The sequence below is a fragment of the Rathayibacter tanaceti genome (assembly GCF_001634385.1).
Taxonomy (GTDB): Bacteria; Actinomycetota; Actinomycetes; order Actinomycetales; family Microbacteriaceae; genus Rathayibacter; species Rathayibacter tanaceti.
This window is the reverse complement of sequence record NZ_LIIN01000010.1, coordinates 13,337-40,123: the sequence shown is the minus strand read 5'-3', so window position 1 is coordinate 40,123 and position 26,787 is coordinate 13,337. Positions and strand designations below refer to the sequence as shown.

Below are 26,787 nucleotides of genomic sequence, written 5' to 3'. Positions count from 1 at the left end.
CGCCGCCCGCTCCTGAGCCGGTCGCCGCTCCGGAGCCGGTGGCCGAGCCGGTCGCCGACACCACCGACGTCGCCCAGGCGCGCGCCGAGACCGCCGAGGAGTTCAACTCCTACTCCGGCGCTTCCGCGCCTGAGATCGCCGCGGCCCCGCCGACCACCGGATACAGCCTCTCGTCCGTGTTCGCCACGGCGATGCAGTACCAGGGCGTCCCCTACGTCTTCGGTGGCGCGGACCCGAGCGGCTTCGACTGCTCCGGCTTCGTGATGTATGTCTTCGCCCAGTACGGCATCTCCATGCCGCACTCGGCTGCGGGCCAGGGCGCCATGGGCACCCCGGTCTCGCTCGCCGATGCGCAGCCCGGCGATCTCGTCATCATGGACGGCCACGACGCTTCTACGCCGGCAACGACAACATCCTGCACGCGCCGTACGAGGGCGCGAGCGTCCGCGTCCAACCCCTGTGGACCTCCGACTACCGGATCGTGCGCATCAACGGCTGATCGACCCGCCGATGACGAGAGCCCGCCCCTTCACCGAGGGGCGGGCTCTCGTCATTGGTGTACGTGAACGACGTGTGACGAATCCGGCCGGACCGCTGGCGTTCGGGGCACGAAGGGTTAACCTGATCCTCAGTCCGCTCACGTGACGAGCGGACGTATTCGTCGAGGGACGGAGTGCCGGAATGGCCGAGCGGAGCGGGCGCCACAGCGTGGGGACGCGCTCGCGCGTGCGGCCGGCCGAGTCGGTACGCGCGCGGGTCCTCGCCGCGGCGGTGCACTCCTCCGACACGCGGATACGGACCCACGCCATCACGCGGCGCTGCGCCGTGGCCTCCCAGGGCGCCGTCCTCGCGACGGCGCCCTCGCTCGTGGTCGCGACGACTCCGCGGGACGGCGTGCGACAGCACGGAGGTCACTGATGCGCACCCTGGTTCTCAACGCCGGCTACGAGCCGCTCGCCGTCGTCTCGTTCAAGCGGGCACTGGTCCTGCTGATGACCGAGAAGGCGACCGTCATCGCCGCTGACGAGGGCAATCCGGTGCACGGCGCGCAGGGCGACTACGTGCGTCCGTCGGTGATCGTCCTGACCCGGTACGTCCGCATCCCGAACGGCCGCAAGGTGCCGGTCTCGCGCCGGGGAGTTCTGCGACGCGACAACCACCGCTGCGGGTACTGCGGACAGCACGCGGCGACGATCGACCACATCCAGCCGAAGTCGCGCGGTGGCCGCGACACCTGGGAGAACCTCGTCGCCTGCTGCCAGCGCTGCAACAACCTCAAGAGCGATCGGACGCCGCAGGAGATGGGCTGGCGCCTGCGCACCGTCCCCCGGATGCCGCGCGCCGGCTCCTGGCTCGTGCGCGGCGCGGAGCGGACGATCCCCGACTGGGACGACTACCTCGCCCCCGCGGCCTGACGACAACGCTGCCGAGGCCGCCCCTCGCGCCGTGTCACTCGTTGTCAGCGCCGGTGCTGGCGCTCGCGTTGCCGGAGCGCTCACCGGACCAGGCCCAGTTCGCGACCTCGGGGATGTCTTCGCCGTGCTCGCGGGTGTAGGCCCTGGCTCGGATGCGGGCGTCCTGCATCTCCTGGCGGAGGCCCGCGGCACGGGAACCGAGGCCGGGGGTGCGATCGATGACGTCGATCACGAGCGAATAGCGGTCGAGGTCGTTGAGCATCACCATGTCGAACGGAGTGGTGGTCGTCCCGTTCTCCTTGTAGCCGCGCACGTGCAGGTTGCCGTGGCCGGCACGCTTGTAGGTCAGTCGGTGGATCAGCCACGGATAGCCGTGATAGGCGAACACGATCGGGCGGTCCGGCGTGAAGATCGCGTCGAACTCGTTGTCCGAGAGCCCGTGCGGGTGCTCCGACTCGGACATCAACCGCATGAGGTCGACGACGTTGACGGTGCGGATCGCGAGGTCCGGCAGCTTCTCGCGCAGGATGCTCACCGCGGCGAGGGTCTCGAGGGTCGGCACATCACCCGCGCAGGCGAGCACGACGTCCGGAGACTCGCCGGGCCGTTCGCTGCTCGCCCACTCCAGGATGCCGAGGCCGCGAGTGCAGTGGGTGACCGCCTCCGCCATCGTCAGCCACTGGGGCGAGGGCTGCTTGCCCGCGACGACGACGTTGACGTAGTCGACGCTGCGGAGGCAGTGGTCGTAGGTCGAGAGGAGTGTGTTCGCGTCGAAGGGCAGGTAGACGCGGACCACCTCCGGCTTCTTGTTGACCACGTGGTCGATGAAGCCCGGGTCCTGGTGGCTGAAGCCGTTGTGGTCCTGACGCCAGACGTGGCTCGAGAGCAGGTAGTTGAGGCTCGCGATCGGACGGCGCCACTCGATGTCGCGGGAGCCGTCGAGCCACTTCGCGTGCTGGTTCACCATCGAGTCGATGATGTGGATGAACGCCTCATAGCAGGTGAACACCCCGTGGCGGCCGGTGAGGAGGTAGCCCTCCAGCCAGCCCTGGCACTGGTGCTCAGAGAGCACCTCCATCACCCGGCCGGCGCGTGCGAGGTGGTCGTCGAGCGGGCTGAGCTCGGCCGACCACTGCTTGTCGGTGGCGGCGTAGACCGACTGCAGGCGGTTGCTCGCGACCTCGTCAGGCCCGAAGAGACGGAAGTCGGTCGGGTTGGCTCGGATGACGTCGGCGAGCCACTCGCCCAGCACCTTGGTCGCCTCGGCGACCGTGCCGCCCGGCTGCTCGACGACCACCTCGTAGCGGCGGAAGTCGGGGAGGTCGAGCGTCTGCCGCAGCAGGCCGCCGTTCGCGTGCGGCGTGGCGCTCATCCGCAGCTCGCCGTCGGGCGCGAGGGACCGGACGCCGGCGACGATTCCGCCGTCCTCGGTGAACAGCTCCTCGGGGCGGTAGGAGCGCATCCAGTCCTCGAGGAGGCGGGTGTGCGCCTCCGTGTCGCGGGCGTTGGGCAGCGGCACCTGGTGGGCGCGGTAGGTGCCCTCCACCTGTGCGCCGTCGATCTCCGTCGGGCAGGTCCAGCCCTTCGGGGTCTTCAGGATGATCATGGGCCAGGCCTGGCGGCTGAGATCGCCCGCTGCCGCGCGCTCTTTGATCGCGGCGATGCGGTCGAGCACGGTGTCGAGGACGTCGGCGAACCGCTCGTGCACGCGCATCGGGTCCTCGCCGTCGAAACCGCCCTCGACGAGGAACGGCTCGTGGCCGTAGCCGCGGAGCAGGCTCTCGAGTTCCTCCTGCGGGATGCGGGCCAGGATGGTCGGGTTCGCGATCTTCCAGCCGTTGAGGTGCAGGATCGGCAGGACCACTCCGTCGTTGAGCGGGTTCAGGAACTTGTTCGAGTGCCAGCTGGTGGCCAGCGGTCCCGTCTCGGCCTCGCCGTCGCCGATGACCGCGGCGACCAGGAGGTCCGGGTTGTCGAAGGCGGCGCCGTAGGCATGGCTGAGCGCATAGCCGAGCTCGCCGCCCTCGTGGATGCTGCCGGGGGTCTCGGGAGCGGCGTGGCTCGGGATGCCGCCCGGGAAGCTGAACTGGCGGAACAGTCGGCGCAGTCCCTCCTCCGACTCGTCGATGTGCGAGTAGATCTCGCTGTAGGTCCCGTCGAGGTAGGCGTTGGCGACCATGCCGGGACCGCCGTGTCCGGGGCCGGTGACGTAGAGGGTCGGCTGAAGGCGCTCGCGGATCACGCGGTTGAGGTGCGCGTAGATCAGGTTGAGCCCGGGGGTCGTGCCCCAGTGGCCGAGGAGGCGGGGCTTGATGTCCTCGCGGCTCAGCGGGGTCTTCAGGAGCGGGTTGGCCAGCAGGTAGATCTGCCCGACGGCGAGGTAGTTCGCGGCGCGCCACCAGGCGTCGACCGTGTCGAGCGTGTCCTGGGTCAGCTCGGCGTCGGCGGGCCTCGCGACCCAGCTGTGCTCGGGGACGGGCAGGAGGGACGGGGCGGGGGAGTCGGCCATGGGGCCACGCTCGCAGCTGGACGACCGGGGCGGAAGGGCCTTGCGATGCTCGGCCGGGGTGGTTCCGCCTCCCGGTTCACTCCTCAGCTGCGCGGGGTCGCCCGGCGGAGGATCGCGGGGCGCGGGAGGCGAGACCGACGATCACTCCGATCACCGAGAGCTGTCCGCGTGAGAGCTTCTTGATCTTGCGGTCGACAGGGAGGCGGAAGTCCTCGACGAGCCCTCGGGCGAACGCCTCGTCCCAGCCGTCGAAGAACCAGGGGGCGCTGCGCAGCACGTGCTTCACCGTGAAGTCGTCCGGGTACTTCTGGCTCTCCTTGATGAAGCAGGTGCGGGAGAGGACGGCGGCGTTCTCGACCGGCGACTGCCCGAAGACGCGGATCTCGCCCGAGTTGGCGAACTCCTGGCCGGTGAGCAGCGACATCAGCGTCGTCTTGCCCGCGCCGTTGCGGCCGAGGAGCCCGTGGATCCGGTTCTCCTCCAGCGCTAAGCCGACGCCGTCGACGGCGCGCATCCGGCCGTAGTGCTTGCTGAGGTCGTGGACCTCGATGACCGCGCTCATCGCGATCCTCCTTCTCTGATCATGTCGGCGAGCTGCTCGGTGCTGAGGCCGAGCTTGGCGGCCTCGGCGAGCAGTGGAGCGACGAACTGGTCGCGGAACTGCGTGCGGCGCTTCTCGACCAGCCGGCTGCGCGCTCCCTCGGCGACGAACATGCCGATCCCTCTCTTCTTGTAGAGCACCCCGTCGTCGACGAGGAGGTTCACGCCCTTGCCGGCAGTGGCCGGATTGATGCGGTGGAACGCAGCGAACTCGTTCGACGACGGGACCTGTGACTCCTCCGGCAGAGCCCCGGCGATGATCTCGTTCTCGAGCTGCTCGGCGATCTGGAGGAAGAGCGGGCGGGAGTCGTCCACGCGGGCTCCTTCCGGTACCGGTTGTGTGGTTCATTGGTTCGGCAACTAACCATGCAGGCTGAGCGGGCTCGGCGTCAAGTGGGGCGAGGTCAGCGCGATGGCCGGGGCGCGCTTCGCGGGCGGCGGGATGCGGCGGGTACACTGGCTCCGCCAGCCTCTGTAGCTCAATGGAAGAGCGACTCCGTCCTAAGGAGCAGGTTGGGGGTTCGAGTCCCTCCAGGGGCACCACGGTTTCCTCACGAAAACCCTTTCCGGAGCGCTGGATCCCCTGGACCGGATCCGGGCGAGCGCCTGCGTCTGCGAGTCGCTGCACCGGCGGTGTACCAGCTCGTCTCGTAGCGGGCGAGTACGACGTTGACTTCGGTGCGGCTGGCGGGTAATTTGACGTCGCTGGCGTTCGCGCCGGTTGAGACCCAGAATGTTATTCTCCCACCGTGGTGTCGGCCAGCGGAGGCGGGGGAGCGTCGTCCTCCGCTGTATCTCCGACGGGGAGAGGCCAGCCAGGAGCGCAGCCGCGCCCCTGGCCGAGATTCAGCGCGGGTTGTACTGCGTGACGAGATTCCCGAATCGCCGCAAACCGATCGCATCGGCAGCTGATGGTGATATGGCGTTGACGGACGCCATCATCCGCATCATGCCGCCGCCCATAACGTGCAATGTGCGTCGACTGCGGATGGTCATGAGGATTTCTCGAGCGACTTGCTCGGGCTCGACGAGCGAGACCTTCATCTTGTCCCACATGCCGAAGAATGCCGACTCCGACTCTGTGTTCGCGGGCGCAGGTCCGAAGAAGGAGAGAGACACATCGGTCCCGGCAAGTTCGCGGTTCGAGGCTTGCACGTAGCCCGCCAACGCGCTGCGGGTCGCCGCATACGCGCTCATCATCGGGAGCCCGACCCGGCCGTCCATGGCGCCGCCCAGATGCACGATGACACCACCGCCGGCTTGCTTGAGCATTCCCGGCAGAAACGCCTGGGTCACGAAGATCGGCCCCTTCACGTTGATGGAAAGCAGCGAATCGACGTCAGCCGGCGTATACGCGTCGATCGCCCTGCGCGGAGACACGCCCGCGAGATTCACCACCGCATCAATCCGGCCGAGGTGATCAAACGACTCGGCCACCAGCTTTTCGAGGCTCGCCGGATCGGAGACGTCGGCGCGCACGTAGATGGCCGAACCGTCATTGCGGCCTGTCAGTGCTGCGGGATCGTTCTCGCTCCTCGCAGCGAGCACCAGCCTAAAGCCTTCATTCGAGAGGAGCTTCGCCAGCGCATTGCCGAACCCTCCGGTCACGCCGATCAGCACCGCAGTGCGTGCCTCACCGCCTCGCTTCGCTCCGCTGCCTCTGTTAATTCCCGCCATTGTTCGTTCCTCTCGTGATATAGATACCACATAAGTATGTTTTATGGTTAAAAAATAGCTGGATAAGGGCTGGCGTCGGGTCGGCTTAGATCGATTGCGCTCTGATCTTCGACACCACGTCCGCCAGTGAAGTCCGCCGCAGCTCGCCCTCGAGAACCGTTTGTGCCTCAGACCGCAGATCCCCCAGGACATCCTTGATATTGCGACTCACGACACAGTCTTGCCTCTCGGGATAGCTATGGATGGCGAACGGCTCCGGAGTAGTGACTGCCGAGTGGACCTCAAGGAGCGAGATCATCTCAGGGCGCCGAGCCAAGGCGTATCCACCAGACTTGCCCACACGTGAAACCACCAGGTTGGCCTTCGAGAGCTTCACGAGGATCCTCTTGACGAAGACAGGGTTCGTGTTCACGCTCCCTGCGAGATGCTCCGACGTGAACGTTCCGTCGTACAGCGCTATCGCCGCCAGCACATGCGCGGCGATGGAGAACTGGGTATTTGCTCCAGGCATGTTTCGATACTACATAAGTATCTGAATGCTCGCAACCGAACGCGTTGCATGCGGGAGTTTGGTCGTACGGGACTGTCGCATACGGATGTACGACGTCAGCCGACCCGCGCTTCAACGAGGTCGAGCGGGTCACTGCTACGCCTTGCGCGCGCCAGGATGACGGCGCCTTCTGCTGCAATCACCAGGAAGCTGGCGCGTTGCGCCGCCTCGTCTGGCGCTACTCCAGCCTGTTCGAGCCGAGCCGCGAGTGCTTCGCCAGTGGCCGTGAAGGCAGCCTCTGCCTGATCGAGAATCGCCGGGTCATGTCCACCGGTTGTCGCCCCGGCCATCGCGCAGCCTGCACGAAAATCCGTGCCCTCGACCACCCTGCGCCAGATGTCGATGTAACCGGAGACCACCTCGCGCGGAGTCCGCGCCTGCATCGCGGCGATCTGGTCCTGCATCCACTGCCGGGAGTGGTCGATGGCGAGTTCGATCAGTTCCGTACGGCCGCGAGGGAAGTGGTGGTACACGGAGCCGCGCGGTGCTCCGGTCCGGGCGAGCACCTCGCGAGTCGACATGCCCTCTAGTCCTCGCTCGGCGATCAGGAACCATGCCTCCCTGATCATCGCCTCACGCACGCCCTCTGCCATGGAGACCATCCTTCCTCACTGTTCAGCAAACCTCGCCAGTCTATGCTATGGTACATAGCATAACCCGTCGGACTCATCCCGACTGTGCTCAGGAGGTACGCGCATGAACCCGAACGATCTCGCCGTCGATGTCTACGTCGCACCGATGCGCCCATTTGCAGGCGCTCCAGCACGAGGTCCGGGCGATGACCCGATGTGGTCGCCCATGAGCAGCACGCTGATCGCGGGAGCGGAGGAGGCCATCCTGGTCGACACGCTCATCACCCGTGACCAGGTCGACTCGCTCGCCGGTTGGGTGCGGGGCTTTGGAAAACGCATCACTGGTGTCTACATCACCCATGGGCACCAGGATCATTGGATCGGCCTCGCCCGCCTCCAGGAGCACTTCCCCGAGGCTCGCGGTATCGCCACCCCCGAGATAGTCGAACGTGCGCGGTTCGAGGCCACGGACCCAAACGTGTCCGCCTACTGGAAGGCCAGCTTTCCTGGAGAGCTGCCACGGACCCCCGTCCTACCGGAGCCCCTGGACGGCAGCGAGTTCGAGCTGGAGAGCCGCATATTGCGGGCTGTCCCGGTGGGCCAGGGCGATACCGAGTTCTCCACTGTTCTTCACGTCCCGTCCGTCGCTGCGGTGATCGGCGGTGACGTCGTCTACAACGGCGTGCACATGATGACAGCAGAAACGGACGAGCAGACCCGCGAGGCGTGGATAGCCAGCCTGGAGAGTGTCGCCGACCTGAAGCCCAAGGTCGTCGTCGCGGGGCACAAGAGCGTCGGTGCCCCCGACCGCCCCGAGATCATCGCCGCGAGCCAGCAGTACCTTCGCGACTTCAGCCGCATCGTCAACGAGGACCACGGCATTGAGGGCATCGTCCACGCGATGCTCGAGCTGCACGGTGACCGCGACAACCCCCGCACCCTCTGGCACTCGGCCCGTGCCGCCGTCGCCAGGCGAGGCTGAGCCGCCACCACGGCCGACGAAAAGCCACCATAACGCGAGTCAGGCGTATTTCTGCGGTTAGAAGGTGGCGCATTCCGCGCCCACCCACGCCGTCATCACAAGGAAAAGGAACAGACATGAATGACCTATCACCACCCAAGCTGATCGCCGTAGCTGGAGCGACAGGTAAGGTCGGCAGCGTAATCGTGGAGGGACTGGCCGGGGGAGGAGTCGCCGTCCGTTCACTGAGCCGAACGCCGTCAGGGCCGGACACCACGAATCGTCAGATCACGAACGTGCAGATCGACTATGAGGACCCCGCGTCTATTGCATCCGCCGTCGACGGCGCAAGCGTGCTGGTCATCTCGTTGGGCAGCTCCGACGACCAGGCTCGTCAGGAAATTGCCCTCATCGACGCCGCCGTGAATGCCGGAGTCGAGCACCTGGTGAAGGTGAGTTCGTGGAGCTGGCCCTCCCAGATTCACCCCTTGGACTGGCACCTCCAGGTAGAGAACCACCTCAGCACGGTCGACATCGGATACAGCCTGCTGCGACCGATGACCTTCACCGCTGTTATCGGCGCTCAGGCCCAACTCATTAAGAACAACCTCTGGGGCGGAGCGGCGGGGACTCGTCACGCCAACCTCATCGATGTTCGTGACGTCGGGGACGTGGCGACCCGCCTTATCCTGAGCGGCGAAGCGAGTGGCCCGGTTCGCAGGGCCTACCACCTCACCGGCCCTGACGGGCTCACTGTGGATGCCATTGCCGAGCACATCTCGCGAGCTATCGGGCGCACCGTGACGTACACCCACCGAACCCCCGACGAACAGCGTGCCGCACTGCTGTCCCTCGGAATGTCCGAATGGACCGTTGAGCTCATCATCGGAATCGATGTCGAGTCCTTCGCATCGGGAGCCAGCACCGAAAGAACCTCGACCGTCGCGGACGTGCTTGGGCGGGCACCCCGCTCCATCCCCGATTGGATCACGGAGAACGCCGAACTTTTCCAGTAGCCAGTGCAATCTCTACGGTTCCGCCTCAGGGCGAACCGGTACGTCGTGGAAGGCGGCACCGTAGGGAGAGGCGGTGTTAGGGGCGACGAGAGGAGTCTCATCAGAGGACGTTGGCCCGCCACGTCGATCACGGGCTGGACGAGGGTCTATGACCGTATTGAGTTACGGGGGATTGTTATCGTGAAGGTGGTTCCGGGCCCTGTAGCGATGGCGATGTGGCCACGGTGGCCGGGGGACTGAAGGTTTCGTTGACTCGTTTTCTACGCCGCGAGTGCGGCGGTTTCGATCATCTTAAACTCGGTTGGGGTGAGGCGGCCGAGGATGTGTTGTCGCCGTCGGCGGTGGTAGGTGCTCTCGATCCAGGTGACGATCGCGAGGCGCAGATCCTGCCGAGTCTTTCAGCGTTGCCGATCGAGAACGTTCTTCTGCAGCAGCGCGAAGAATGACTCGGTGGTCGCGTTGTCACCGCACGAACCCACTCGACCCATCGACCCCTTCAGGCCAGCGGCCTTGACCTCAACGAATTTCCGGGAACGGAATTCCAGACCACAGCCCAGATGATCGCAACCAAGATGATCAGGCCAAGCAGTGCGTCCATGCGAACCCTCTCGTCGATACCTGAATGCTAGCGAGAAGTCGGTGATCGCGAACGGTCGGCTGAACGTTGCCGCCGCGGCGCACCGCGAGGCCCGCCGTGCTGATCATCTCATAACCGACGAGAAGAACATTGAAATCCAGGTTGGCCTTGACCCCGGATGGTGGACACGGGGTTATGCGGATTGTTGTGCTTCCGCGGTCTGGTCAGGGTATCGGTTCTCGAATTCGACGGGCGTGAGCTGGTCGAGGGAGGCGTGGCGGCGTTGCCTGTTGTAGCGGGCTTCGATCCAGGCGCCGACCTCGCGGGCGGCTTTCGTTCTCGTGGGCCAGACGCGGCGGGTGTAGAGCTCGGTTTTCAGGGTCGCGAAGAACGACTCGGCCATCGCGTTGTCCCGGCAGACTCCGGTGTGTCCCATCGAGCGTGTCAGGCCGTTGTCTCGCGCGAAGATCTCGATCTGTTCGGACGCGTATTGGGTGCCGCGGTCGGAGTGGAAGATGACCTCGGGCGGCAGCTGCCCGCGGAGAGTGATCGCCATTCGGAGGGTGTCTTCGACGAGGTCTGCGCGCATGTGATCGGCGATGGCCCGTCCAAGGACCCGACGCGAGTGCGCGTCGATCACGGTCGCGAGATACAGCCAGCCTTCCCAGGTGCGCAGGTAGGTGATGTCTCCGACCCAGACCTGGTTCAGCGCGCCGGTGTCCCACTCGCGTTTCACCGCATCGACCGGGTAGGCGTCGTCCCGGTCGGTGACGGTCGTGGTGCGCCAGCGCCGCGGGAACACGCCTCGCAGGCCCAGCCGGCGCATCGCTGCGGCGACCGTCTTTCGAGAGATGACCTCGCCGTCGGCGCGCAGGTCCGCGAGTATCCTCGGGGTGCCGTAGACGTCGTCAGACGCGGCGTGGAACGCGGCGATCTTCCCCTCGATAACCTCGCGGCGTAGCACGCGCGGCGAGGGCTTGCGACGCGTCCAGGCGTAGTACCCGGACCGGGACACCTCGAGCAGCCGGACCATGCGGGTGACGCTGAAATTGCTCTTCTCCGCGTGCATCAGCTCGAACGCTTCCCGTTCGTATCCGATGCTTCCTGGGCGAAGAAGAGCGACGCTTTTTCAGGAACGCCCGATCCAGTTTCAGCTCCTGGTTCTCCCTGCGTAACCGGGCCAATTCGGCCCGCTCGTTCTCCGTCAGCGGCACATCCGTCTCGGCATGGTCATCGCGGAACGCTTTCACCCAGCGGCCCAGCGTGGTCTCCTGGACATCGATCTCGCGAGCAACCGCCGCGACCGTCCGGCCCGTGCCGACGACCAGCTTCACGGCCTCTTCTTTGAACTCAGGAGTGAACTCCCGACGCTGTCGACCCATGATCGACATCCTCTCTCACAAGGTGTCCACCAAACCGGGGCAAGGCCAGGTTCCCGAGAACGCGACCGACGCTGAGGTGGACGCCGCTGTCAACGTCGACGTCGACAGGACAATCGACGACGACTTCGACGATCTCCTAAAGTGCCTCTGAACTCCTGGCCCGTCACCCTCATCGGGCCTCGTCACCTGGATGCCGAGCACCGTGGTCGCCTCCGAGAGGTTCGCGGCTCGGGCCGCAGAACGCGCAGAGGCGTCCGCATCTGGCCTAGCGATCACGGAATCGAACGACGTCGATGCCGCACCGGCCGGGGGCGAACCTCGCGTCCTCCTCGGCCGGCACGGCGTGGGTCACTGGTTCAGCGCACGCGGGTCCAGGTCCCGTGCAGCTGGACGAATTCGCCCCCGATGACCGAGGAGGCCATGCAGCTGCCGTTGGTGTAGTCCTCGATATGGGTCACGTGGTCGAGGGAGTCGGGCTCGGTCCAGCGCACCACGTAGAGGCCGTCGCGGACCTCGGTGGTGGTGTAGTCCATCGTCTCGGTGCGGCCCTTGATGGCGCCACCGGTGACAGTGAAAGTGACGCTGGTGTCAGTGGTGAAGGTGATCTCGACGGTGAAGTGGCCGAGCGGGGTGTTCGGGCCGAGGTCGGCGAGCCAGGTCTGTCCGACGCTGGGCAGGGTTGCGGTGTTGTCCATGTGCTTCCTGTGTGTGGGTGTGTGGGAGGGAGGTCAGTGGGCGCGGGTGACGTTGATGTTGAAGTCGAAGGTCCCGAACGCGTTGTAGAGGGTGAAGAAGAGTCGTGCGTACATCTCGACGCCGCGGGCGCCGGTGATGTCGCCGAGGTCGATGATCGATTCGGTAGGCCAGCCGAACTCCTGGAGGAGGCCCTCGACCGTGTGCTTCGCGTCGGTGTCGTTCCCGGCGACGAAGATGCTGTGCGGGCCGGGCACCCTGGTCGGGTCGACCATGACCTGGTAGTAGACGGAGTTGAGCGACTTCACCACACGGGTGTCCGGGTAGGTGCGCTGGATCTGCTCGCCCAAGCTGTCCGTGTTCGAGATCGTCAGGGTCGGTGGGAACCCTTCCGACAGGTCAAGGGGGAGTGCGAGGTCCAGCAGGACCTTGCCGGCCAGCGGCTCCGCACCGACGCCCTCGAGCGCCGCCAGGGCGTGCTGCCCGTTGGTGGCGTTGACGATGACGTCGCCGTGCGTGCCCGCCCCGGGGAGGGTCAGCAGACGGACGGCGGGATGCTCGCGCTGCCACTGAGCGTAGGGCGGGGTGCCCATCGCGTCGGGCTCCGTGCGGGCGAGGGTGCTCGCGACGTCGCGCGTGCCGATGACGACGTCGTGGCCGAGGCCGTCGAGGCGTTCGGCGAGGCCGCGACCGACCATTCCTGTGCCGATGATGGCGATCTTCATGGTGCTGCTCGTTTCTCGTGTCACGCCGTGGCGCGGGGGGTGATCTCGACGGTCGCGGCTCGTGGGCCGGCGGCGATCATCGGGGGGAGATAGCTGCTGCCGGCGTACGTGGTGGAGTAGGCCGCGTCGATCCGGTCGTGCAGGGCGTTGTCTGCGGCGGCGAACGCCACGTCGAAGGTGGAGCCGGCGGTGGTGATCCGGCCGGCGCCCTGCGCGATCGCGGCCTGGTACCAGCGGGAGCGCGTGCCGTTCCAGGCGCGGACGAAGAGGCGGCCCTCGACGACCACGGACCAGATCCAGGTGGGTGTGCCGAGGGTGGTGCCATCGGCGCGGAACGGTGCGATGTGCAGATCGTCCGCGGCCGCGATGCGGTCGAGGTCTGCGGCTGGCCATGAGGTCATGTGTGATTCCTTTCGTCGTCGCTTCGTCGGCAATTCCTGCGACGGGCTCTGCACTGCGTCGCCGACGTGTGGCCTCCATCGTTCGCCCCTCGGGCGCCCGGTGGCAGTCACTGGCAGGGACCCCCTCCGTCGGTGCGCAGGTCATAGCGTGGAAGGATGCAGATCGAGCAGGAGATCAAGGACTTCCTCATGTCGCGCCGGGCGCGCGTCACCCCGGCACAGGCGGGGCTGCCTCCGGTGACCGGTGGGCGACGAGTGCCCGGACTGCGCCGCGAGGAGGTCGCGATGCTCGCCCGACTCAGCGTCGAGTACTACACACGGCTGGAGCGCGGGAAGATCGGCGGCGCCTCCGAGAGCGTCCTGGGCGCGATCGCCCGAGCGCTGCAACTGGACGTCGACGAGAGCGCGTCAAATGGTGTGTGTGAGGGGTGGGTCTTCTGACGAGAGGATGCACGTAGTTGGCGATCGGTAAGGTGACGCGCGAGGAGCGTCGGAAGCAGCAGGCCGAGGGTGCGCAGCGTCTGGTCGAGTCGGGTGTGATGGATGACCTGTTCGCGAAGATCGACGCGGGCGAGATCCAGCTCGATGGTGATGGCGGGTTCATTCAGCAGCTGATCAAGACCGGGTTGGAGCGGGGCCTGCAGGCGGAGCTGACCGATCATGTCGGCTACGAAAAGGGCGACCCGGAGGCGCCCGTGTTCCCGGACTCGCGGAACGGGTCGTTCCCGAAGACGGTCTCCACGAGCGTCGGCGATGTCGAGCTGCGCGTCCCGCGGGACCGCAACGGGTCGTTCACCCCTCGGCTGGTCCCGACGGGCAGTCGGCGTCTGTCGCAGCTGGACGAGATGATCGTCTCGCTCTACGCCGGCGGGATGACGGTGCGGGACATCGAGCATCACCTGGAATCGACGATCGGGACGGACCTGTCGCACGAGACGATCTCGAACATCACCGAGGAGATCGCCGACGAGGTCCTGGCGTGGCAGCAGCGGCCGTTGGAGGCGTTCTACCCGGTGATCTACCTCGACGCGTTGATCGTCAAGGTCCGCGACGGCGGGCACGTGCGCAACAAGGCCGCACACATCGCTCTCGGCGTCGACACGGACGGCGTCAAGCACGTCCTGGGCATCTGGATCCAGGCCACCGAGGGCGCGAAGTTCTGGGCGGGGGTCTGAGCCGAGCTCGCCAACCGCGGCGTCCGTGACGTCCTGATCGTCTGCTGCGACGGGCTCACCGGGTTTCCCGAGGCGATCGAGGCGACCTGGCCCAACTCGATGGTTCAGACCTGCGTCGTCCACCTCATCCGCAACGCGATGCGGTTCGTCGGCTACGGGCAGCGCAAGGCCGTCGCGGCCGCGCTCAAGCCCATCTACCAGGCCCCGACCGCGGAGGCCGCCAGAGACGCGCTCGAGGCGTTCACAACGTCGGAGCCGGGCCGAGCCAACCCTCGCGCGGCGGCGGTATTCGAGGACGCCTGGGAGCGGTTCACGCCCTTCCTGGCGTTCCCGACGGAGGTGAGGCGGGTGATCTACACGACCAACGCGATCGAGTCGCTGAACTTCCAGCTGCGGAAGGTCACCAAGAACCGCGGACACTTCCCGAACGATCAGGCCGTCGTGAAGCTGCTCTGGCTGGCGATCTGCAACATCGAAGACAAGCGCGCCCGCGACCGCGAGAAAGAACGCGGACTTGACCGCGGCGCGAAACGCAAGGCCGAAGGGCGGCTCGTCGAGGGCCAAGTCGTCACGAACTGGAAGAAGGCCCTGGAACAGCTCGCCCTCGTCTTCCCCGAACGCGTCGAGCCCTACCTCTAACTCCAAGGCCCCGCCCACTTACACACACAACTTGACAAGCTCGCCCAACCAGGTGGCTCATTATGGGACACCTGCCGAGGCCTCGGCGCGGTCCGCGATCGCCCGAGAGCGCCGAGCCACGACAACCGTTGAGTGGCATGGCAAAACCCGGCTGGTCTCTGTGCCAGCCGGGCCGCCGCTCTGCTCTAGATGACCAAGCCGTCGGTCTGGGAGTGGTTTACGGCTTCGTCAGCTTTTGTTGCTATTAAGAGTTCCCTCACCGTGCGAAGTAGATATGTTCCTGAGCCGCGACGAAATAAACAAGAGCCCGGCAAATGAAATCATCGCCACGGTCGCGAAGGTTGCTTTGGAATCTGGGAGCACGTAACACATGACGGTACTGAAGACCAAATCAAAGAACGCGATCATGATAAATATTGAGTCGGGAACGGGCCGAAGTAGTAGCTTCTTCATCTCTTGATCATCCTCCCGCGGCCATGCAGCCTGCAGTAGCTCCGTACAGGCCACCCATGACCGCACCGCCCGCCGTCCCCCAGAATGGGATCACGCTCCCGATTGACCCGGCTGCGACCGCTCCGCCGCCAAAACCTGCGATCGCACCCGCTGCACAAGCGTTCCAATCCGGGTCAGCGACGATCCCATACGCGTAGTTTCCTTCCTTGTGCTCGACCACTTGGGTGAGGGTTGTTCCCTCGACTTCAAAGTGAGTGGGAACCGACTGCCCGTTTAGATCCTTGGCCCACGGCGCTGCAACGACGCCCAGTAGGGGCTCTTCAGTCCCTTCGGGTTCGCCTAGCACGGCAACAGCTCCATCCGGAAGGACCTGCAACCTTGAAGCATCATTGAAATTAAAGTCGTATCTCTCGGGAGCCGAAGAGTCCTCGATGTACACGAGGGATCGAAGGCCAGTAGCAGTCGGTTGGGCGATAATCTTCGATCCTGAATGTTGCCCGTCATACACAACGTTTCCATCGCTGACAACCGGGGCTCCTTGCGCGGGCATGATGATTCCAGCCCCGTTTGTGGTTATTACGCTCCCGCCATCCGCGGGAAGTCCACTATCGCCGACCTCTGGAGTCGATTCGCTCGGCGTGACTCGATTCACGGCGCCCGCAGCGGACGAATATTCATTTGTTACGGATTCATCGGCGTATGCGGGTGCCGCCACCGCACCGAGAAGGGCAACCGCGGAAATACCGACAGTTAGTTTCGTGGTCACGTTTCTAGGATTCATGTTCTTCCTCCTCAGCGCTGCCTTCGTCCATACTGGTCTACTCCTGTTCGTGAAGGTGTGTCAACAATGGGGCGCCCACTTCGCGCGCGGGAGCGCTCTCACGCCTGTGGTTACGGTGACCTTGGTGTTGCCTGAGAGCCAGGTGCTTTGGCCTCGAACCTCATTAAAAGCTCCAAGACTCGCGATCGGAGGTGCGCGAGACAAGTCAGCCTCGTCCGGTAACGTCGTCCGTCTTTTCGTAACCGGCAGCCAATGGGGGCAGCACCGTGGCGCGCCCGGGGTGAGATCGGTGGAGCTGGTCCCGACGCATCGTGAAATTTCCCGTGTGTGAAAAGGCGCTCTGCCGCTGGGAGCACCGTAACGGGTGGGGGGGAGGGGCTAGCCGCCCCTCTCCCGTCGAGCTGTCAGGCGACGTCGGTGCGGGCGCCGGGGACGCCCTGGAAGTGGAGGAGGCGGAGCCGTTCACGCTCAAAGCGTTCGAGATCGGTCCTGTGCGTGTCGCTGCTCAGCGTCGCCGCGAGTCGCGACGACCTCGTCGTCGACCAGGCGCTCGAGGTCCTTTCCGGCGTGCGGTCGAGCCGGAGGCCGTCCTGATACTCGTCGACGATCGTCTCCTCCACGGCACGGATGGGCAGCGCTTTCTGCGGAGAGGTCGACCGGCTGAGCAGCGGCGTGGCGGGTGCGACCAGCGAGGACGGATGCGGCACGGGCTCGAACGACGGGCGTCCTACGACCCGGCGATCAGCGCGCGGTAGAAGCGGATCCCGCGCAGCCAGGCGTCGACGCGGATCCGCTCGTTCGGGCCGTGGATGCTCGCACGCTCCGCCCTCGTCATCTCGAACGGCGTGAACCGGTAGACCGCGTCACTGATCGGCGCGAAGAAGCGGCTGTCGCTCGCGCCCAGCTGGATGTAGGGGGTCAGGACGACTCCGGGATGCGATCGGGCCAGCGCGTCGTGGAGCCGGTCCCACGCCTCGCCCGCCCACGGAGAGACGGGCGAGGGCTCGAAGGGCTCGGAGAGCTCGATCTCGACCGCGTCGTCGCGGACGGCCCGTCGCACGTGCCGCACGACGTCGGCCACCGACGTGCCGACCTGGATGCGCACGTTCAGAGTCGCGCGCGCCTCCCGGGCCATCACGTTGTCGGCGGGCGCCCCCGAGAGGGCGGTGGCGACCACGGTCGTGCGCACCAGTGCGTTCATCTCGGGGCCGAGGAACGGCAGCGCTCGTGCGACCAGCGGCGCCGTCGAACCGAGGTGCGAGAAGACCAGGCGGAGTGGAGGAGAGGCCAGGGCGCTCATCCTCGCGAGGAATTCGCGGGTGGGCGCGGGGATGCCCACGGGGAAGGGATGCCGGTGGACGCGGACGATCGCACGTGCGAGGCGTGTGGTCGCCGGCAGTCTCGCGGGGATGGACGCATGCCCGCCCTGCTCGGTGACGCGCAGATGCAGGCTGACGACGCCGCGCTCCGACACGCCCACCACAGCGGCCGGTGCTCGGACGGTCGGGAAGACGTCTGCGACCACGGCGCCTCCTTCGTCGAGGACGAGCGCCGGGCGGAGGCCGCGGTCGCGGAACCACGCCACCATCGCGGACGCGCCCTGACCGGACACCTCCTCCGTGTGACCGAAACACAGGTAGAGGTCGTGGCGAGGGACGTGACCGTCGGCGACCGCCTCCTCGACGGCCTCGAGGATCGCGGCGAGCGCGCCCTTGTCGTCGAGGGTGCCGCGGCCGTGCAGGACAGCCTCGGTGGGGGCGCCGGTGACGACGGCGCCGAAGGGGGCGACGCTCCAGTCCTCGGGCACGGCGGGCACGACGTCGTAGTGCGCCATCAGCACTGTCGGAGACGCTGCATCGAGACCGCGCCAGCGCAGGACGAGCGAGTACCCGCCCACGCGCTCGACCTCGAGGGCGTGGTGCACGCGCGGGTACAGCTCGGTGAGAGTCGCCAGGAACCGCTCGAAGTCGGCGTCCCTCCCGGCGTCGTCGCGGCCGGAGACCGTCGGTATCCGCAGCAGGCTCCGGAAACGCTCGAGCGCTTCCGCGTCCTCGACCCGGCCGCGTCCCGCAGGGCTTCCGTCCGTGCTCGTCGATGCCATCGATGCCTCCCTCTCCCCGTGCTCGTCGAGACCACCCGGCGGGAGCGCGGACTCTCCGCACCGGCCGGCAGCCCGGCCCTCAGCCCACCGGGTGCTCCGCTGCGGGCTCGACGGTCGGCGCCGCGGACGCCGGCATCCCGAGCCCGCCGCGGCGGACGGCCAGGTCGAAGACCGGCGCGGTCATCAGTGTCGTGACGACGGCCATCAGAACGAGCATCGTGAACAGAGTCGGCGTGATGAAGCCGGCCTGGAGGCCGATGTTGAGCAGGATCAGCTCGATCAGGCCGCGAGCGTTCATCAGGCTGCCGACCGCGAGTGACTCGCTCCGCCCCATTCCGAGGAGCCGCGACGCTCCGTAGCAGGCGACGCCCTTGCCGAGCACCGCTGCGGCGATGAGCCCGACGGTGACCAGCCACAGCAGCGGAGTGTTCACCAGCCCGATCTGGGTGTTCAGCCCCGAATAGACGAAGAAGAGCGGCAGCAGCATGTTCTTCACGAACGGCTCGGTCCGGCGGATGACTGTCTCGGCCACGGCGCCTCTCGGCATCGCCACGCCCAGCAGGAAGCCGCCGAAGATCGAGTGGATGCCGATCGCCGTGGTGTACCAGGCGCTCGCGAGGACCAGGATGAGGACGACCATGTAGGCGGACGAGCTCAGCTCGCTCCCGCCCCTCGCCGGAAGGAAACGGGCGAGCAGGGTCTTCCCACCCGTCAGCAGGATCGCCACATAGACGGCCCCGCCGAGCACGGCTGCCACGGCGATCATCGGGTCGCTCTGGAAGACCGCGATGACCACGGCGAGCAGGATCCACGAGACGGCGTCGGTCAGGGCTCCGGAGGCGAGCGCGAGTGTGCCGGACCGCGTGCCGCCCATGCCGCGCTCGGAGATGATCCGCGCGAGCATCGGGAACGCGGTCGTCGCGATGGCGGCGCCCAGGAACAGCGCCGCGGGCCAGAAGTCGACGCCCTCGGTGAAGTACATCCCGGAGTCGGCCAGGAGCGGTGCGGCGCAGAGGATCCCGAGCGCGAGCGGCGCGAGAAGACCGGAGCTCGAAACGCCGACGACGGCGCGGGCGTTCGTGCGGGCCATCCGGGTGTCGAACTCGAGCCCGATGACGAACATGTAGAAGACGAGACCGAGCTGACTGAGTGTATAGAGGATCGTCATCCCGGCGCCGTCGCGCGGGAAGATCGCGGCCTGCAGCTCGGGTGCGAGCAGCCCGAACAGGGACGGACCGAGCAGGACGCCGGCGATCATCTCGCCGATGACCGGAGGCTGGCCGATCCACTGCGCCGCCCGGCGCATCAGCACGCAGGCGATCAGGATGAGGCACAGCTGAGCGGTGAAGTGCGCGGCGATCTCGGTGCTGGTCATCGGTGTTCCTTCTCGGTTGGAGAGGGTCGTGTCGGGCGACGGTGAGCTCGCGGCGGGGCGCAGGCGCGACAGACCCCGGCATCGCGTTCGGGCCCGAGTGCGGTGGCAGCGGTGGTGCACGTCCTCGTCCGGCTGCCTCGATCCGGTGGGCCGATAGTGCCCTAGATCGTCTTCCACGGCTATTCCTTTTCGATAATCACGGGCTATTACTGTCGATGTCCATCGTCGTGTGACCGGCGTGTTACGGCGGCGTAAACTCTGCGACCGATCAGTACGCACTTCTTCCCGGCAGGAAGTAGACCTGGGGCAGCAGTTCAGCGACGACGGGCCGATATCGGGTGAGGAGATCGGCATTCCCGTCGAAAAAGGGGGAAAGCGCATGATCAGAGACGGATCGCCCGGAGCACCTCGGATCCGGAGCGGCGACGCGTGCCGTGCCGCGCGCGTCCCGATACGGGGCGGACTGCGCTAGATGGCCGAGGTGCGCCGCGCGACGCGGGACGACGCAGCCCGGGTCTACGACCTCATCCGCTCCTCCACGCTGCGCAACGCGGCCCTCCCCAGCGAGGCCCGTGCCCGGCTCTTCGAGCCGGTCTGGGGCGGAGAGGAGGACTACTACGGCTATGTCCTCGAAGCAGAGGGAGAGGTCGTCGGCTTCATCGGGATGCTGTTCACCCGGCGCGAGATCGCCGGGGCGATGCGCAAGTTCTGCGAGCTGCACAGCTGGTACGTGAAGGATGAATTCCGCTCCGAGAGCCTGATGCTCCTGCTGCCCGCGCTCTCGATCAAGGGCATGACGCTGCTGAACTACACGCCCTCGCCCGAGGTCTACGAGATCAGCAGGAAGTTCGGCTTCGCCGAGCTGGAGCAGGAGGTGCTGCGCATCCTGCCGGTCCCCACTCCCGGTGCTCTGCGCGCCGATCTGAGGGTCGAGACGGATGAGGCCGCGATCGGCTCCGCTCTGACCGGGTCGCAGCTACGGATCTTCGAGGACCATCGCGGTCTGGACTGCCGGCACTTCCTCGTGCGCCGCCGTGGCCGCTCGGGCCACCTCTACGCGATCGTGAAGAAGATGCGTGTCACTCCGCGCCAGCCGGTCGGCCGCATCCTCTACTTCAGCGACGAGGACCGCCTCGTCGACGCGCTCGGCTGGCTCCGGCTCTACTGGAGCCTCGCGCTCGGCGTCCAGTGCCTCATCGTCGACCGCGCGCAGCTCCGGGTCGCGCCCGGCTCCCGTTCGCCCCGACGGTGGCGAGGGAGGTGCCCTCGCTCTACAGGTCGCGGGAGCTGACCGCCGACGACCTGCGGGTGCCCCTCTACTCGGAGCCGCTGCTGGTCGGCTACGCGTTGCACTGACCCGACCCCGACACCCGACCCCCGGCGATGACCGTCGACCCCGCGCGACCCGGAAGAGGACTGATGACTCGGACACAGGACGAGACGGCGACCGCCGATCCCGCCACGATGCTGCACCCGATCGATCCGCCGCTGCCCGTGCGCCTCCGCCTGCGGGGGTCGATAGGACTGCGCGGATCGGCGGTGCTGCGCGCCTCGACGGTGCTGACCGGAGAGGTCATCCGGCTGTCGACGCGCGCCGGCGAGCTCCGGATGCCCGCGGCGCGGCCGGGAGTCGGCACCGAGCTGCGGCTCGAGGTCGAGAGCGGCTGGCTCGGTCGAGTGGTGCTCCCGGCGCGGGTCACCGGGCTCGGCGGCGGGGACACCGTCGCGGTCGAGCTGCTCGGACGACCGGCGTCCGAGCGCAGCGCCGCGCTGCTCGTCGGGACGGTGGACGCGTTCACCTTCGGCCACCTGCGTGCCGCCGGAGTCGCTCCGCGTCGCCTCGACCGGTTCCTCGTCGTCGACGAGGTCACCGACGCCGACGCCTTCCGTGCGGCCCTGGAACTGCGGCTGCAGGCGAACCAGCACTTCGGGCGCCTCACCGACGTCGAGGGCAGCGAGCAGCTCGTGGACCGCTGGGACACCGCCTCCGTCACCCTCGTGGCCCGGCTCGGGAGCAAGAACGTGGGCTCGGCCCGGGTGGTGGTCAACAACGGTGATCGGGAGCTCAGCGAGCTCGAGCACGAGTGCGCCGACACGGGCGGCCTACCGCAGCGGCTCTGGGACGAGGGCTTCGTCGAGGCGTCCCGGGTGGGCGTGCATCCGCAGTACCGCGGCCACGGTGTGTTCTGCGCGCTGGCCAGGGCGATCGGCCGGACCGCGCTCGAGGTGCAGGCGCGGTTCGTCGTGCTCGACTCGATCGACAAGCTGATCCCGCTCTACGAGCACCTGGGCGCCGAGCGGCTGGGGATCACCAAGAAGCACCAGTGGAGCGAGGAGACGGAGCAGGTGATGGCGATCGACATCCGCGAATCCCTGGGGCGGATCGGGCGCAACGCCCTGTACTGGCAGAGCGTGTTCGGCCCACTGCTGGCCGACCGCAGCCTCGCGCCCGCGCCGCGATGCGGGGGCTCAGCCGCAGCGGCCGGGCCGTGTTCCGGGCGAAGTCCGCGGTCGGCCGACTGCAGCAGCTGCGCGCTGTCGCGCCGCTCTGATCCGGGGAAGGAGGAGGACCATGCAGATCTCCAGCGCGGAGCAGCTCGTGATCGACGACGTCTTCGTCGACCTCGACCCGGTGATCGGGGCGCCGATCGTCCTCAAGGTCGAGGGCCTGAACTTCGGCGGTTCGATCAAGCTCAAGACCGCCGTCTCGATGCTCGACGCGGCCGAGGCGGCCGGGGTGCTCCGGCCGGGATCAGTGATCGTCGAATCGTCCTCCGGCAACCTCGGAGTCGCCCTGAGCGTCATCGCGGCCGGCCGCGGCTACGGCTTCGTCTGCGTGATGGACCCGCGCTCGAGCGTGCAGAACCGCCGCCACATCGAGGCGACCGGCGGACGCGTGATCGTGGTCGACGAGCTGGACTCGAACCAGGGTTTCCTGACCAGCCGGATCGACTGCGTCCGCGCCCTCTGCGCGGCGGACGACCGTTATGTGTGGCTGAACCAGTACGCGAACTCCGCGAACTGGCTCGGCCACTACGCGAGCACCGCACCGGCGATCGTGCGCGAGTACCCGGACCTGGAGGTGCTCTACGTCGGCGCGGGGACGACGGGGACCCTGATGGGCTGCGTCCGCTACCTGCGCGACATCGGGCATCGCGCCCGGGTGGTCGCGATCGACAGCGTCGGCTCGATCACCTTTCCCGGCAGCGGCCCGGGGACCCGGTTCATCCCCGGACTCGGCAGCAGCCGCCGCCCCGAGATCTTCGAGCCGGCCGAGGTCGGCGAGGTCGTCCACGTGCACGAGGCCGACAGCGTGCGGATGTGCCGTGAGCTCGCCCGCGCCGGGTTCCTCTTCGGCGGGTCGACGGGCACGGTCCTGGCCGGGGCGCTGCGGCACCTCGCCTTCGAGGAGCCGGGCGGAGGGGTGCGCGTCGCGGTCGCCCCGGACCTCGGCGAGCGCTACCTCGACACGGTCTACGACGACGACTGGGTCGCGGAGCACTACGGAGCCGGCACCGTGGCGAGGCACTCGGGCGTCGTCCCACCGTCGTCGCTCGCCGCGGTCGCGAACGGGGCGGCATGAGCGCGGCACCGCAGTTCTCCGTCATCGGCAGTGGCAGCGTGCTGCGCGCGCTCGAGGGTCGGCACGCGGAGATCCTGGACGTCGTCGCGCACGCCTACGTCGAGCACGCGGCAGGCCGCAGCGTGAATCCGCCGAGCCACTTCCTGACTTTCCCCGATCGACCGGAGGCGCGGATCATCGCGCTGCCCGCTGCACTCGGCGGCTCCTCCGGTGCGGCAGGGATCAAGTGGATCTCGAGCTTCCCGAAGAACCTCGAGCGGGGTCTGCCGCGCGCCTCGGCCGTCCTCGTGCTCAACGACATCGACACCGGCTACCCGATCGCCTGCCTCGAGAGCTCCGTCATCAGCGCCACCAGGACCGCGGCCTCAGCCGTGGTCGCCGCCGCCGCTCTCACCGCCCGCCGTGAGCGGCCCCGGCGGCTGCTGTTCGTCGGATCCGGGTTGATCGCGCGGTACATCCACGAGTTCTTCCTTCGCAGCGGGTGGGAGTTCGACCGTGTCGATGTCGTCGACGTCGTGCACGGCTACGCGGAGGCTTTCGCGGAGTCGGTCCGCGGCTCCGGGCAGCAGGCACCGGTGCACACCGTCGAGGACGTCGGGACCGCGGTACGCTCCGCCGATCTCATCGTCTTCGCGACCACGGCCGGCACTCCGCACGTCGAGGAGCCCTCCTGGTTCGCGCACCATCCCGTGGTGCTGCACATCTCGCTGCGGGACCTCTCGCCGCGCATCCTCCTCGGCTCCGTCAATGTGCTCGACGACGTCGACCACTGCCTCCGGGCGGAGACGTCACCGCACCTGACGGAGCAGCTGACGGGATCGCGGGACTTCGTCGACGGAGTGATCGCCGAGGTGATCACCGGCGAGCTCGTGCCCGACCCGGAGCGGTCGATCGTCTTCTCGCCGTTCGGGCTCGGGATGCTCGACCTCGCGGTGGGGCGCTTCGTCCTCGACGCGGTCACCGCGTCCGGCGAGATCGAGCCCGTTCCCGGCTTCTTCCCGGAGGGAGGCCCTCCGTGAGCCCCTGATCCCGGCCCCTGGCCACTCGCCGCACCACCACGCAGAAACGGAGACGTCGTCATGTCGATCGAGCCCATCCTCGCCTTCGCGGGCATCGCGCTGGCCGTCGTGCTCATGCCGGGAGCGGACACGATCCTCGTGCTGCGCACCAGCCTCCGCGACGGAGCGCGCTCGGGCATCGTCACGGCCCTCGGCGTGGTCTGCGGCCCGATCGTCTGGGGCGCCCTCGCCGGGCTCGGCGTGGCGCTGATCCTGGAGCGCATCCCGATCCTCTACAGCATCGTGGCGATCGCGGGCGGTCTCTACCTGATCTACCTCGCCAGTCAGAGCTTCCGGGCCTCGCTGGCGAGCTGGCGGGCGCAGGAGGAGGTGGAGGTCGACGGCGGTGCCGCGATCGAGCACCGGGGACTGCGCTCCTATTTCTTCACCGGCCTGATGACCAACCTGCTCAACCCCAAGATCGGGGTCTTCTACCTGGCCGTGATGCCGGGACTGTTCCTGGACGAGACGGTCACCGTCTGGCTCGGTGCCCTGCTGGGACTCATCCACTCGGTGCTCGGGCTGATCTTCCTCAGCGGAGTCTCGGTGCTCTCGAGCCTCGCCCGGCGCTACTTGATCCGCCGCCGGGCGTACGCGATCACCGAGCTCGTCTGCGGACTCTGCCTCCTCGCTTTCGGCGTGTTCGTGCTGGTCGAGGTCGCTCGCGGAGGGTTGTTCTGATGCGCGGGATCGGCTCGCCGCCGCGGGCCGGCGATGAGCGCCGACTAGGTGCCGCGGCGGATCCGATCGATCGGGCGGCTGGAGGCGAGAGCGCCGACCAGCCCGCCCCCCAGATCCAGGTCGACGAGAGAGACCGGCAGGCGCTGCGCACCGGGCTCCGCGCGGACACCGGCCAGGACGCCGACGCCGGTCAGCTTCGCGGCAGCCTCGGTGCGGCACCACTGCTGCGTGAGCGCCCGGAGGCGGCTCGCGGCCGGCAGCGCCTCCAGAGCGGCCGACTCCGCCGGGTCGAGCGCCTTCGCGAGGAAGTGGCGGGAGATCTCCGCGGCCGGCATTTGGACATCGACGCCCACCCGCTCGCTGCCGACCACCGCGATGACGACCCGGCCACCGCTGTGGCTGACCGAGAAGTCGATCCCCGCGCCCGGAACGCTCGGCCGGCCGTGCGGGCCTCCGCAGCGCGCGCAGCGGCGATCGATGCGCACCTGCGCGGCGGTGACGCCCAGGTAGCGCGCGAGTACGGCGCGCTGCATCCGCCGCGAGAAGGTCTCGCCGGGGCTGCCGGCTCCGCGCCCTCGATCGCGCCCCAGAGCTGCACCTCGCCCGGCCCCGGAGTGGCGGCCCGCGCAGGCGGGAGATGCGCGAGGAAGTCCGCCATGCCCTCATCCGAGTGCAGGCGACGGACGCTGTCAAGGAGATCGATCCTCTGACGGCTTCCCGGGCCACCGAGACCTCGGTGGCCAGCACGCTCGTCCGGTCCGATGGGGACCGGGTAGGACGGGTCGGGAGCAGCTCCCGGCCGGAGAGGTGTCGTCATGGACGCTGAACTGATCACGATCATCGGACGGGTCATCGACGAGGTGAACGTCAGCCGAGCCGAGAAGATCCCGACGACCGATCTCGAGGCGCTGACGCTCTACGGCGAGGGAGGCGTCTTCGACTCGATGCAGCTGGTGAACTTCCTCGCGATCATGGAGTTCGAGATCACCGAGGAGTTCGACGTCGAGGTCTCGCTCACCTCCGAGAAGGCGGTCTCGCAGCGGGTGAGCCCGTTCAGCCGTGTCCGCCGGCTGATCGACTTCGCCGCGCAGGAGATCGACATCGCCCGCTCGGACAGCGGGGTGGCTGCCGTCGCCGGCGACGCCTCCGTGCGGTGAGACGGGCATGATCGTGGTGGTCACGGGGGCGCGGACGGGCATCGGCCGCGGGATGGTGGAGCACCTGCTGGCGGGCGGACATCGGGTGATCGGCTGCAGCAGGCGCCGCTCGTCGCTGACGCATCCCGACTACGAGCACCACGAGGCCGATCTCACCGACGGAGCCGCCGTGCGCTCGCTCTTCCGGCGGGTCGGCCGTGAGCACGGAGCGATCGACGCGCTGGTCAACAACGCGGGCACCTCCGTCACCAACCACTTCCTGCTGATGCCCGACGAGACCACGCGGCGCATCTTCGACCTCAACTTCTTCGCCGCTCTGCACTGCTCGAGCGAGGCCGTCCGGCTGTTGCAGGCGAGCGGCTATGCGGCGCCGACGATCATCAACGTCTCGTCGATCGCGGTGGCGTGGTCGCTGCCGGGACAGCTGGCGTATGCGGCGAGCAAGGGCGCGCTCGAGCAGATGACGAAAACGATGAGCAAGGAGCTCGGCGCCACCGGCATCCGGGTCAACACGCTCGGCCTGCCGGTAGTCGCCACCGCCCTCTCCCGCAGCGTCGACCCGGAGACGGTGCGGGCTCTCCTGGACCGGCAGGCGATCGCCCGGATGTGCACCCTGGAGGACATCGTCGGGCCGCTCGACTTCCTCCTCTCCACCTCGTCGGCGTTCGTCACCGGCGAGACCGTCTATCTCGGAGGGGTGCACTGA

The 26,787-nt window shown here is 67.6% G+C and carries 25 protein-coding genes, 1 tRNA gene and 4 pseudogenes; 14 read left to right on the top strand and 16 right to left on the bottom strand.

Annotated elements, in window-relative coordinates; all coding sequences use genetic code 11:
- Positions 1-566 (top strand): C40 family peptidase (locus ACH61_RS02645; RefSeq protein ID WP_161489621.1); only part of this gene is annotated, 566 nt, incomplete at its 5' end.
- 351 nt (positions 567-917) lie between these two features.
- Positions 918-1,415 (top strand): HNH endonuclease, encoded by a 498-nt coding sequence (locus ACH61_RS02635; RefSeq protein WP_068208254.1) that lies wholly within the window; start codon positions 918-920, stop codon positions 1,413-1,415.
- A 34-nt stretch (positions 1,416-1,449) separates the two neighbouring features.
- Here ACH61_RS02635 and ACH61_RS02630 read toward each other — a convergent pair whose 3' ends face one another.
- The 3 genes and pseudogenes from ACH61_RS02630 to ACH61_RS02620 all read right to left on the bottom strand — a co-directional run bounded on the left by ACH61_RS02630 (position 1,450) and on the right by ACH61_RS02620 (position 4,839).
- Positions 1,450-3,924, bottom strand: a complete 2,475-nt coding sequence (locus ACH61_RS02630; protein WP_068208251.1) for a phosphoketolase family protein — start codon at positions 3,922-3,924, stop codon at positions 1,450-1,452.
- A gap of 118 nt (positions 3,925-4,042) precedes the next feature.
- A pseudogene (locus ACH61_RS02625) lies at positions 4,043-4,486 on the bottom strand (ATP-binding cassette domain-containing protein); the annotation flags it as partial.
- Entirely contained in the window at positions 4,483-4,839 is a 357-nt protein-coding gene (locus ACH61_RS02620) for a GntR family transcriptional regulator (RefSeq protein ID WP_068208247.1), read from the bottom strand. The pseudogene ACH61_RS02625 and the gene ACH61_RS02620, both read right to left, overlap by 4 nt.
- Positions 4,840-4,992: 153 nt before the next feature.
- On the opposite strand from ACH61_RS02620, the gene ACH61_RS02615 reads away from it, so the two are divergent.
- Positions 4,993-5,067 (top strand) — tRNA-Arg (locus ACH61_RS02615).
- A gap of 303 nt (positions 5,068-5,370) precedes the next feature.
- On the opposite strand, the gene ACH61_RS02610 is transcribed toward ACH61_RS02615, so the two are convergent.
- The 3 genes from ACH61_RS02610 to ACH61_RS02600 all read right to left on the bottom strand — a co-directional run bounded on the left by ACH61_RS02610 (position 5,371) and on the right by ACH61_RS02600 (position 7,344).
- Positions 5,371-6,201, bottom strand: a complete 831-nt coding sequence (locus ACH61_RS02610) for an SDR family NAD(P)-dependent oxidoreductase (protein WP_158286102.1) — start codon at positions 6,199-6,201, stop codon at positions 5,371-5,373.
- An 85-nt stretch (positions 6,202-6,286) separates the two neighbouring features.
- On the bottom strand, positions 6,287-6,712 hold the full coding sequence (locus ACH61_RS02605) for an Rrf2 family transcriptional regulator (RefSeq protein ID WP_068208241.1): 426 nt from the start codon (positions 6,710-6,712) through the stop codon (positions 6,287-6,289).
- A gap of 95 nt (positions 6,713-6,807) precedes the next feature.
- The gene (locus ACH61_RS02600) at positions 6,808-7,344 is read right to left on the bottom strand and encodes a TetR/AcrR family transcriptional regulator (protein ID WP_158286101.1); all 537 of its coding nucleotides are present in this window, start codon (positions 7,342-7,344) and stop codon (positions 6,808-6,810) included.
- Positions 7,345-7,447: 103 nt separating this feature from the next.
- Between ACH61_RS02600 and ACH61_RS02595 the strand changes: the two genes are divergently transcribed.
- Together ACH61_RS02595 and ACH61_RS02590 are read left to right on the top strand one after the other, a co-directional pair.
- The gene (locus ACH61_RS02595) at positions 7,448-8,305 is read left to right on the top strand and encodes an MBL fold metallo-hydrolase (RefSeq protein ID WP_068208239.1); all 858 of its coding nucleotides are present in this window, start codon (positions 7,448-7,450) and stop codon (positions 8,303-8,305) included.
- Positions 8,306-8,421: 116 nt separating this feature from the next.
- Positions 8,422-9,300 (top strand): NAD(P)H-binding protein, encoded by an 879-nt coding sequence (locus ACH61_RS02590; RefSeq protein WP_068208236.1) that lies wholly within the window; start codon positions 8,422-8,424, stop codon positions 9,298-9,300.
- Between the two features lie 260 nt (positions 9,301-9,560).
- Here ACH61_RS02590 and ACH61_RS16005 read toward each other — a convergent pair.
- Both ACH61_RS16005 and ACH61_RS02585 read right to left on the bottom strand, forming a co-directional pair.
- Positions 9,561-9,860, bottom strand: a pseudogene (locus ACH61_RS16005) (integrase core domain-containing protein); the annotation flags it as partial.
- 210 nt (positions 9,861-10,070) lie between these two features.
- A protein-coding gene (locus ACH61_RS02585) for an IS3 family transposase (RefSeq protein WP_153038780.1) occupies positions 10,071-11,268 on the bottom strand; the annotation gives its coding sequence in 2 pieces (ribosomal slippage) (positions 10,071-11,007 and positions 11,006-11,268; 1,200 coding nt in all).
- On the opposite strand from ACH61_RS02585, the gene ACH61_RS17220 reads away from it, so the two are divergent.
- The gene (locus ACH61_RS17220) at positions 11,258-11,410 is read left to right on the top strand and encodes a hypothetical protein (protein ID WP_158286100.1); all 153 of its coding nucleotides are present in this window, start codon (positions 11,258-11,260) and stop codon (positions 11,408-11,410) included. The genes ACH61_RS02585 and ACH61_RS17220 overlap by 11 nt on opposite strands.
- Before the next feature lie 205 nt (positions 11,411-11,615).
- Here ACH61_RS17220 and ACH61_RS02580 read toward each other — a convergent pair whose 3' ends face one another.
- From ACH61_RS02580 to ACH61_RS02570, 3 genes are read right to left on the bottom strand one after another with little or no spacing between them, the layout of a single operon-like run.
- Positions 11,616-11,954 carry a MoaF-related domain-containing protein gene (locus ACH61_RS02580; protein WP_068208231.1) on the bottom strand — a complete coding sequence of 113 codons (339 nt, stop codon included), beginning with the start codon at positions 11,952-11,954 and terminating at the stop codon, positions 11,616-11,618.
- Between the two features lie 33 nt (positions 11,955-11,987).
- Positions 11,988-12,677 (bottom strand): NADPH-dependent F420 reductase, encoded by a 690-nt coding sequence (locus ACH61_RS02575; protein WP_068208230.1) that lies wholly within the window; start codon positions 12,675-12,677, stop codon positions 11,988-11,990.
- 20 nt (positions 12,678-12,697) lie between these two features.
- Entirely contained in the window at positions 12,698-13,078 is a 381-nt protein-coding gene (locus ACH61_RS02570) for a DUF2255 family protein (protein WP_068208227.1), read from the bottom strand.
- A gap of 156 nt (positions 13,079-13,234) precedes the next feature.
- Between ACH61_RS02570 and ACH61_RS02565 the strand changes: the two are divergent.
- A pseudogene (locus ACH61_RS02565) lies at positions 13,235-13,486 on the top strand (helix-turn-helix domain-containing protein); the annotation flags it as partial.
- Between the two features lie 131 nt (positions 13,487-13,617).
- Positions 13,618-14,892, top strand: a pseudogene (locus tag ACH61_RS02560) (IS256 family transposase).
- A gap of 460 nt (positions 14,893-15,352) precedes the next feature.
- Here the strand turns inward: ACH61_RS02560 and ACH61_RS16700 are convergent.
- The 4 genes from ACH61_RS16700 to ACH61_RS02545 all read right to left on the bottom strand — a co-directional run bounded on the left by ACH61_RS16700 (position 15,353) and on the right by ACH61_RS02545 (position 19,602).
- The gene (locus tag ACH61_RS16700; RefSeq protein WP_132504890.1) at positions 15,353-16,126 is read right to left on the bottom strand and encodes a hypothetical protein; all 774 of its coding nucleotides are present in this window, start codon (positions 16,124-16,126) and stop codon (positions 15,353-15,355) included.
- 404 nt (positions 16,127-16,530) lie between these two features.
- Entirely contained in the window at positions 16,531-16,833 is a 303-nt protein-coding gene (locus ACH61_RS02555; protein WP_068208220.1) for a hypothetical protein, read from the bottom strand.
- Positions 16,834-16,853: 20 nt separating this feature from the next.
- The gene (locus ACH61_RS02550) at positions 16,854-18,227 is read right to left on the bottom strand and encodes a M20/M25/M40 family metallo-hydrolase (protein WP_068208216.1); all 1,374 of its coding nucleotides are present in this window, start codon (positions 18,225-18,227) and stop codon (positions 16,854-16,856) included.
- A 79-nt stretch (positions 18,228-18,306) separates the two neighbouring features.
- Entirely contained in the window at positions 18,307-19,602 is a 1,296-nt protein-coding gene (locus tag ACH61_RS02545) for a cation:proton antiporter (protein ID WP_068208213.1), read from the bottom strand.
- A gap of 472 nt (positions 19,603-20,074) precedes the next feature.
- On the opposite strand from ACH61_RS02545, the gene ACH61_RS02540 reads away from it, so the two are divergent.
- The 4 genes from ACH61_RS02540 to ACH61_RS02520 all read left to right on the top strand — a co-directional run bounded on the left by ACH61_RS02540 (position 20,075) and on the right by ACH61_RS02520 (position 24,924).
- Positions 20,075-20,893, top strand: a complete 819-nt coding sequence (locus tag ACH61_RS02540; RefSeq protein WP_068208210.1) for a hypothetical protein — start codon at positions 20,075-20,077, stop codon at positions 20,891-20,893.
- 1,281 nt (positions 20,894-22,174) lie between these two features.
- Positions 22,175-23,185, top strand: coding sequence for a 2,3-diaminopropionate biosynthesis protein SbnA (gene sbnA / locus ACH61_RS02530; RefSeq protein ID WP_068208202.1), 1,011 nt, complete (start codon positions 22,175-22,177; stop codon positions 23,183-23,185).
- Positions 23,182-24,204 carry a 2,3-diaminopropionate biosynthesis protein SbnB gene (sbnB, locus tag ACH61_RS02525; RefSeq protein WP_068208199.1) on the top strand — a complete coding sequence of 341 codons (1,023 nt, stop codon included), beginning with the start codon at positions 23,182-23,184 and terminating at the stop codon, positions 24,202-24,204. Before sbnA ends, sbnB begins: the two co-directional genes overlap by 4 nt.
- Before the next feature lie 60 nt (positions 24,205-24,264).
- Complete coding sequence (locus tag ACH61_RS02520; RefSeq protein WP_068208196.1) at positions 24,265-24,924, top strand: LysE family translocator; 660 nt, start codon at positions 24,265-24,267, stop codon at positions 24,922-24,924.
- A 44-nt stretch (positions 24,925-24,968) separates the two neighbouring features.
- Here the strand turns inward: ACH61_RS02520 and ACH61_RS02515 are convergent, their stop codons facing one another.
- A complete protein-coding gene (locus ACH61_RS02515) occupies positions 24,969-25,457 on the bottom strand; it encodes a 4'-phosphopantetheinyl transferase family protein (protein WP_068208193.1) in 489 nt (162 codons plus the stop codon).
- 282 nt (positions 25,458-25,739) lie between these two features.
- Between ACH61_RS02515 and ACH61_RS02510 the strand changes: the two genes are divergently transcribed.
- Positions 25,740-26,081, top strand: coding sequence for a hypothetical protein (locus tag ACH61_RS02510; RefSeq protein WP_068208191.1), 342 nt, complete (start codon positions 25,740-25,742; stop codon positions 26,079-26,081).
- 7 nt (positions 26,082-26,088) lie between these two features.
- Positions 26,089-26,787, top strand: coding sequence for an SDR family NAD(P)-dependent oxidoreductase (locus ACH61_RS02505; protein WP_068208189.1), 699 nt, complete (start codon positions 26,089-26,091; stop codon positions 26,785-26,787).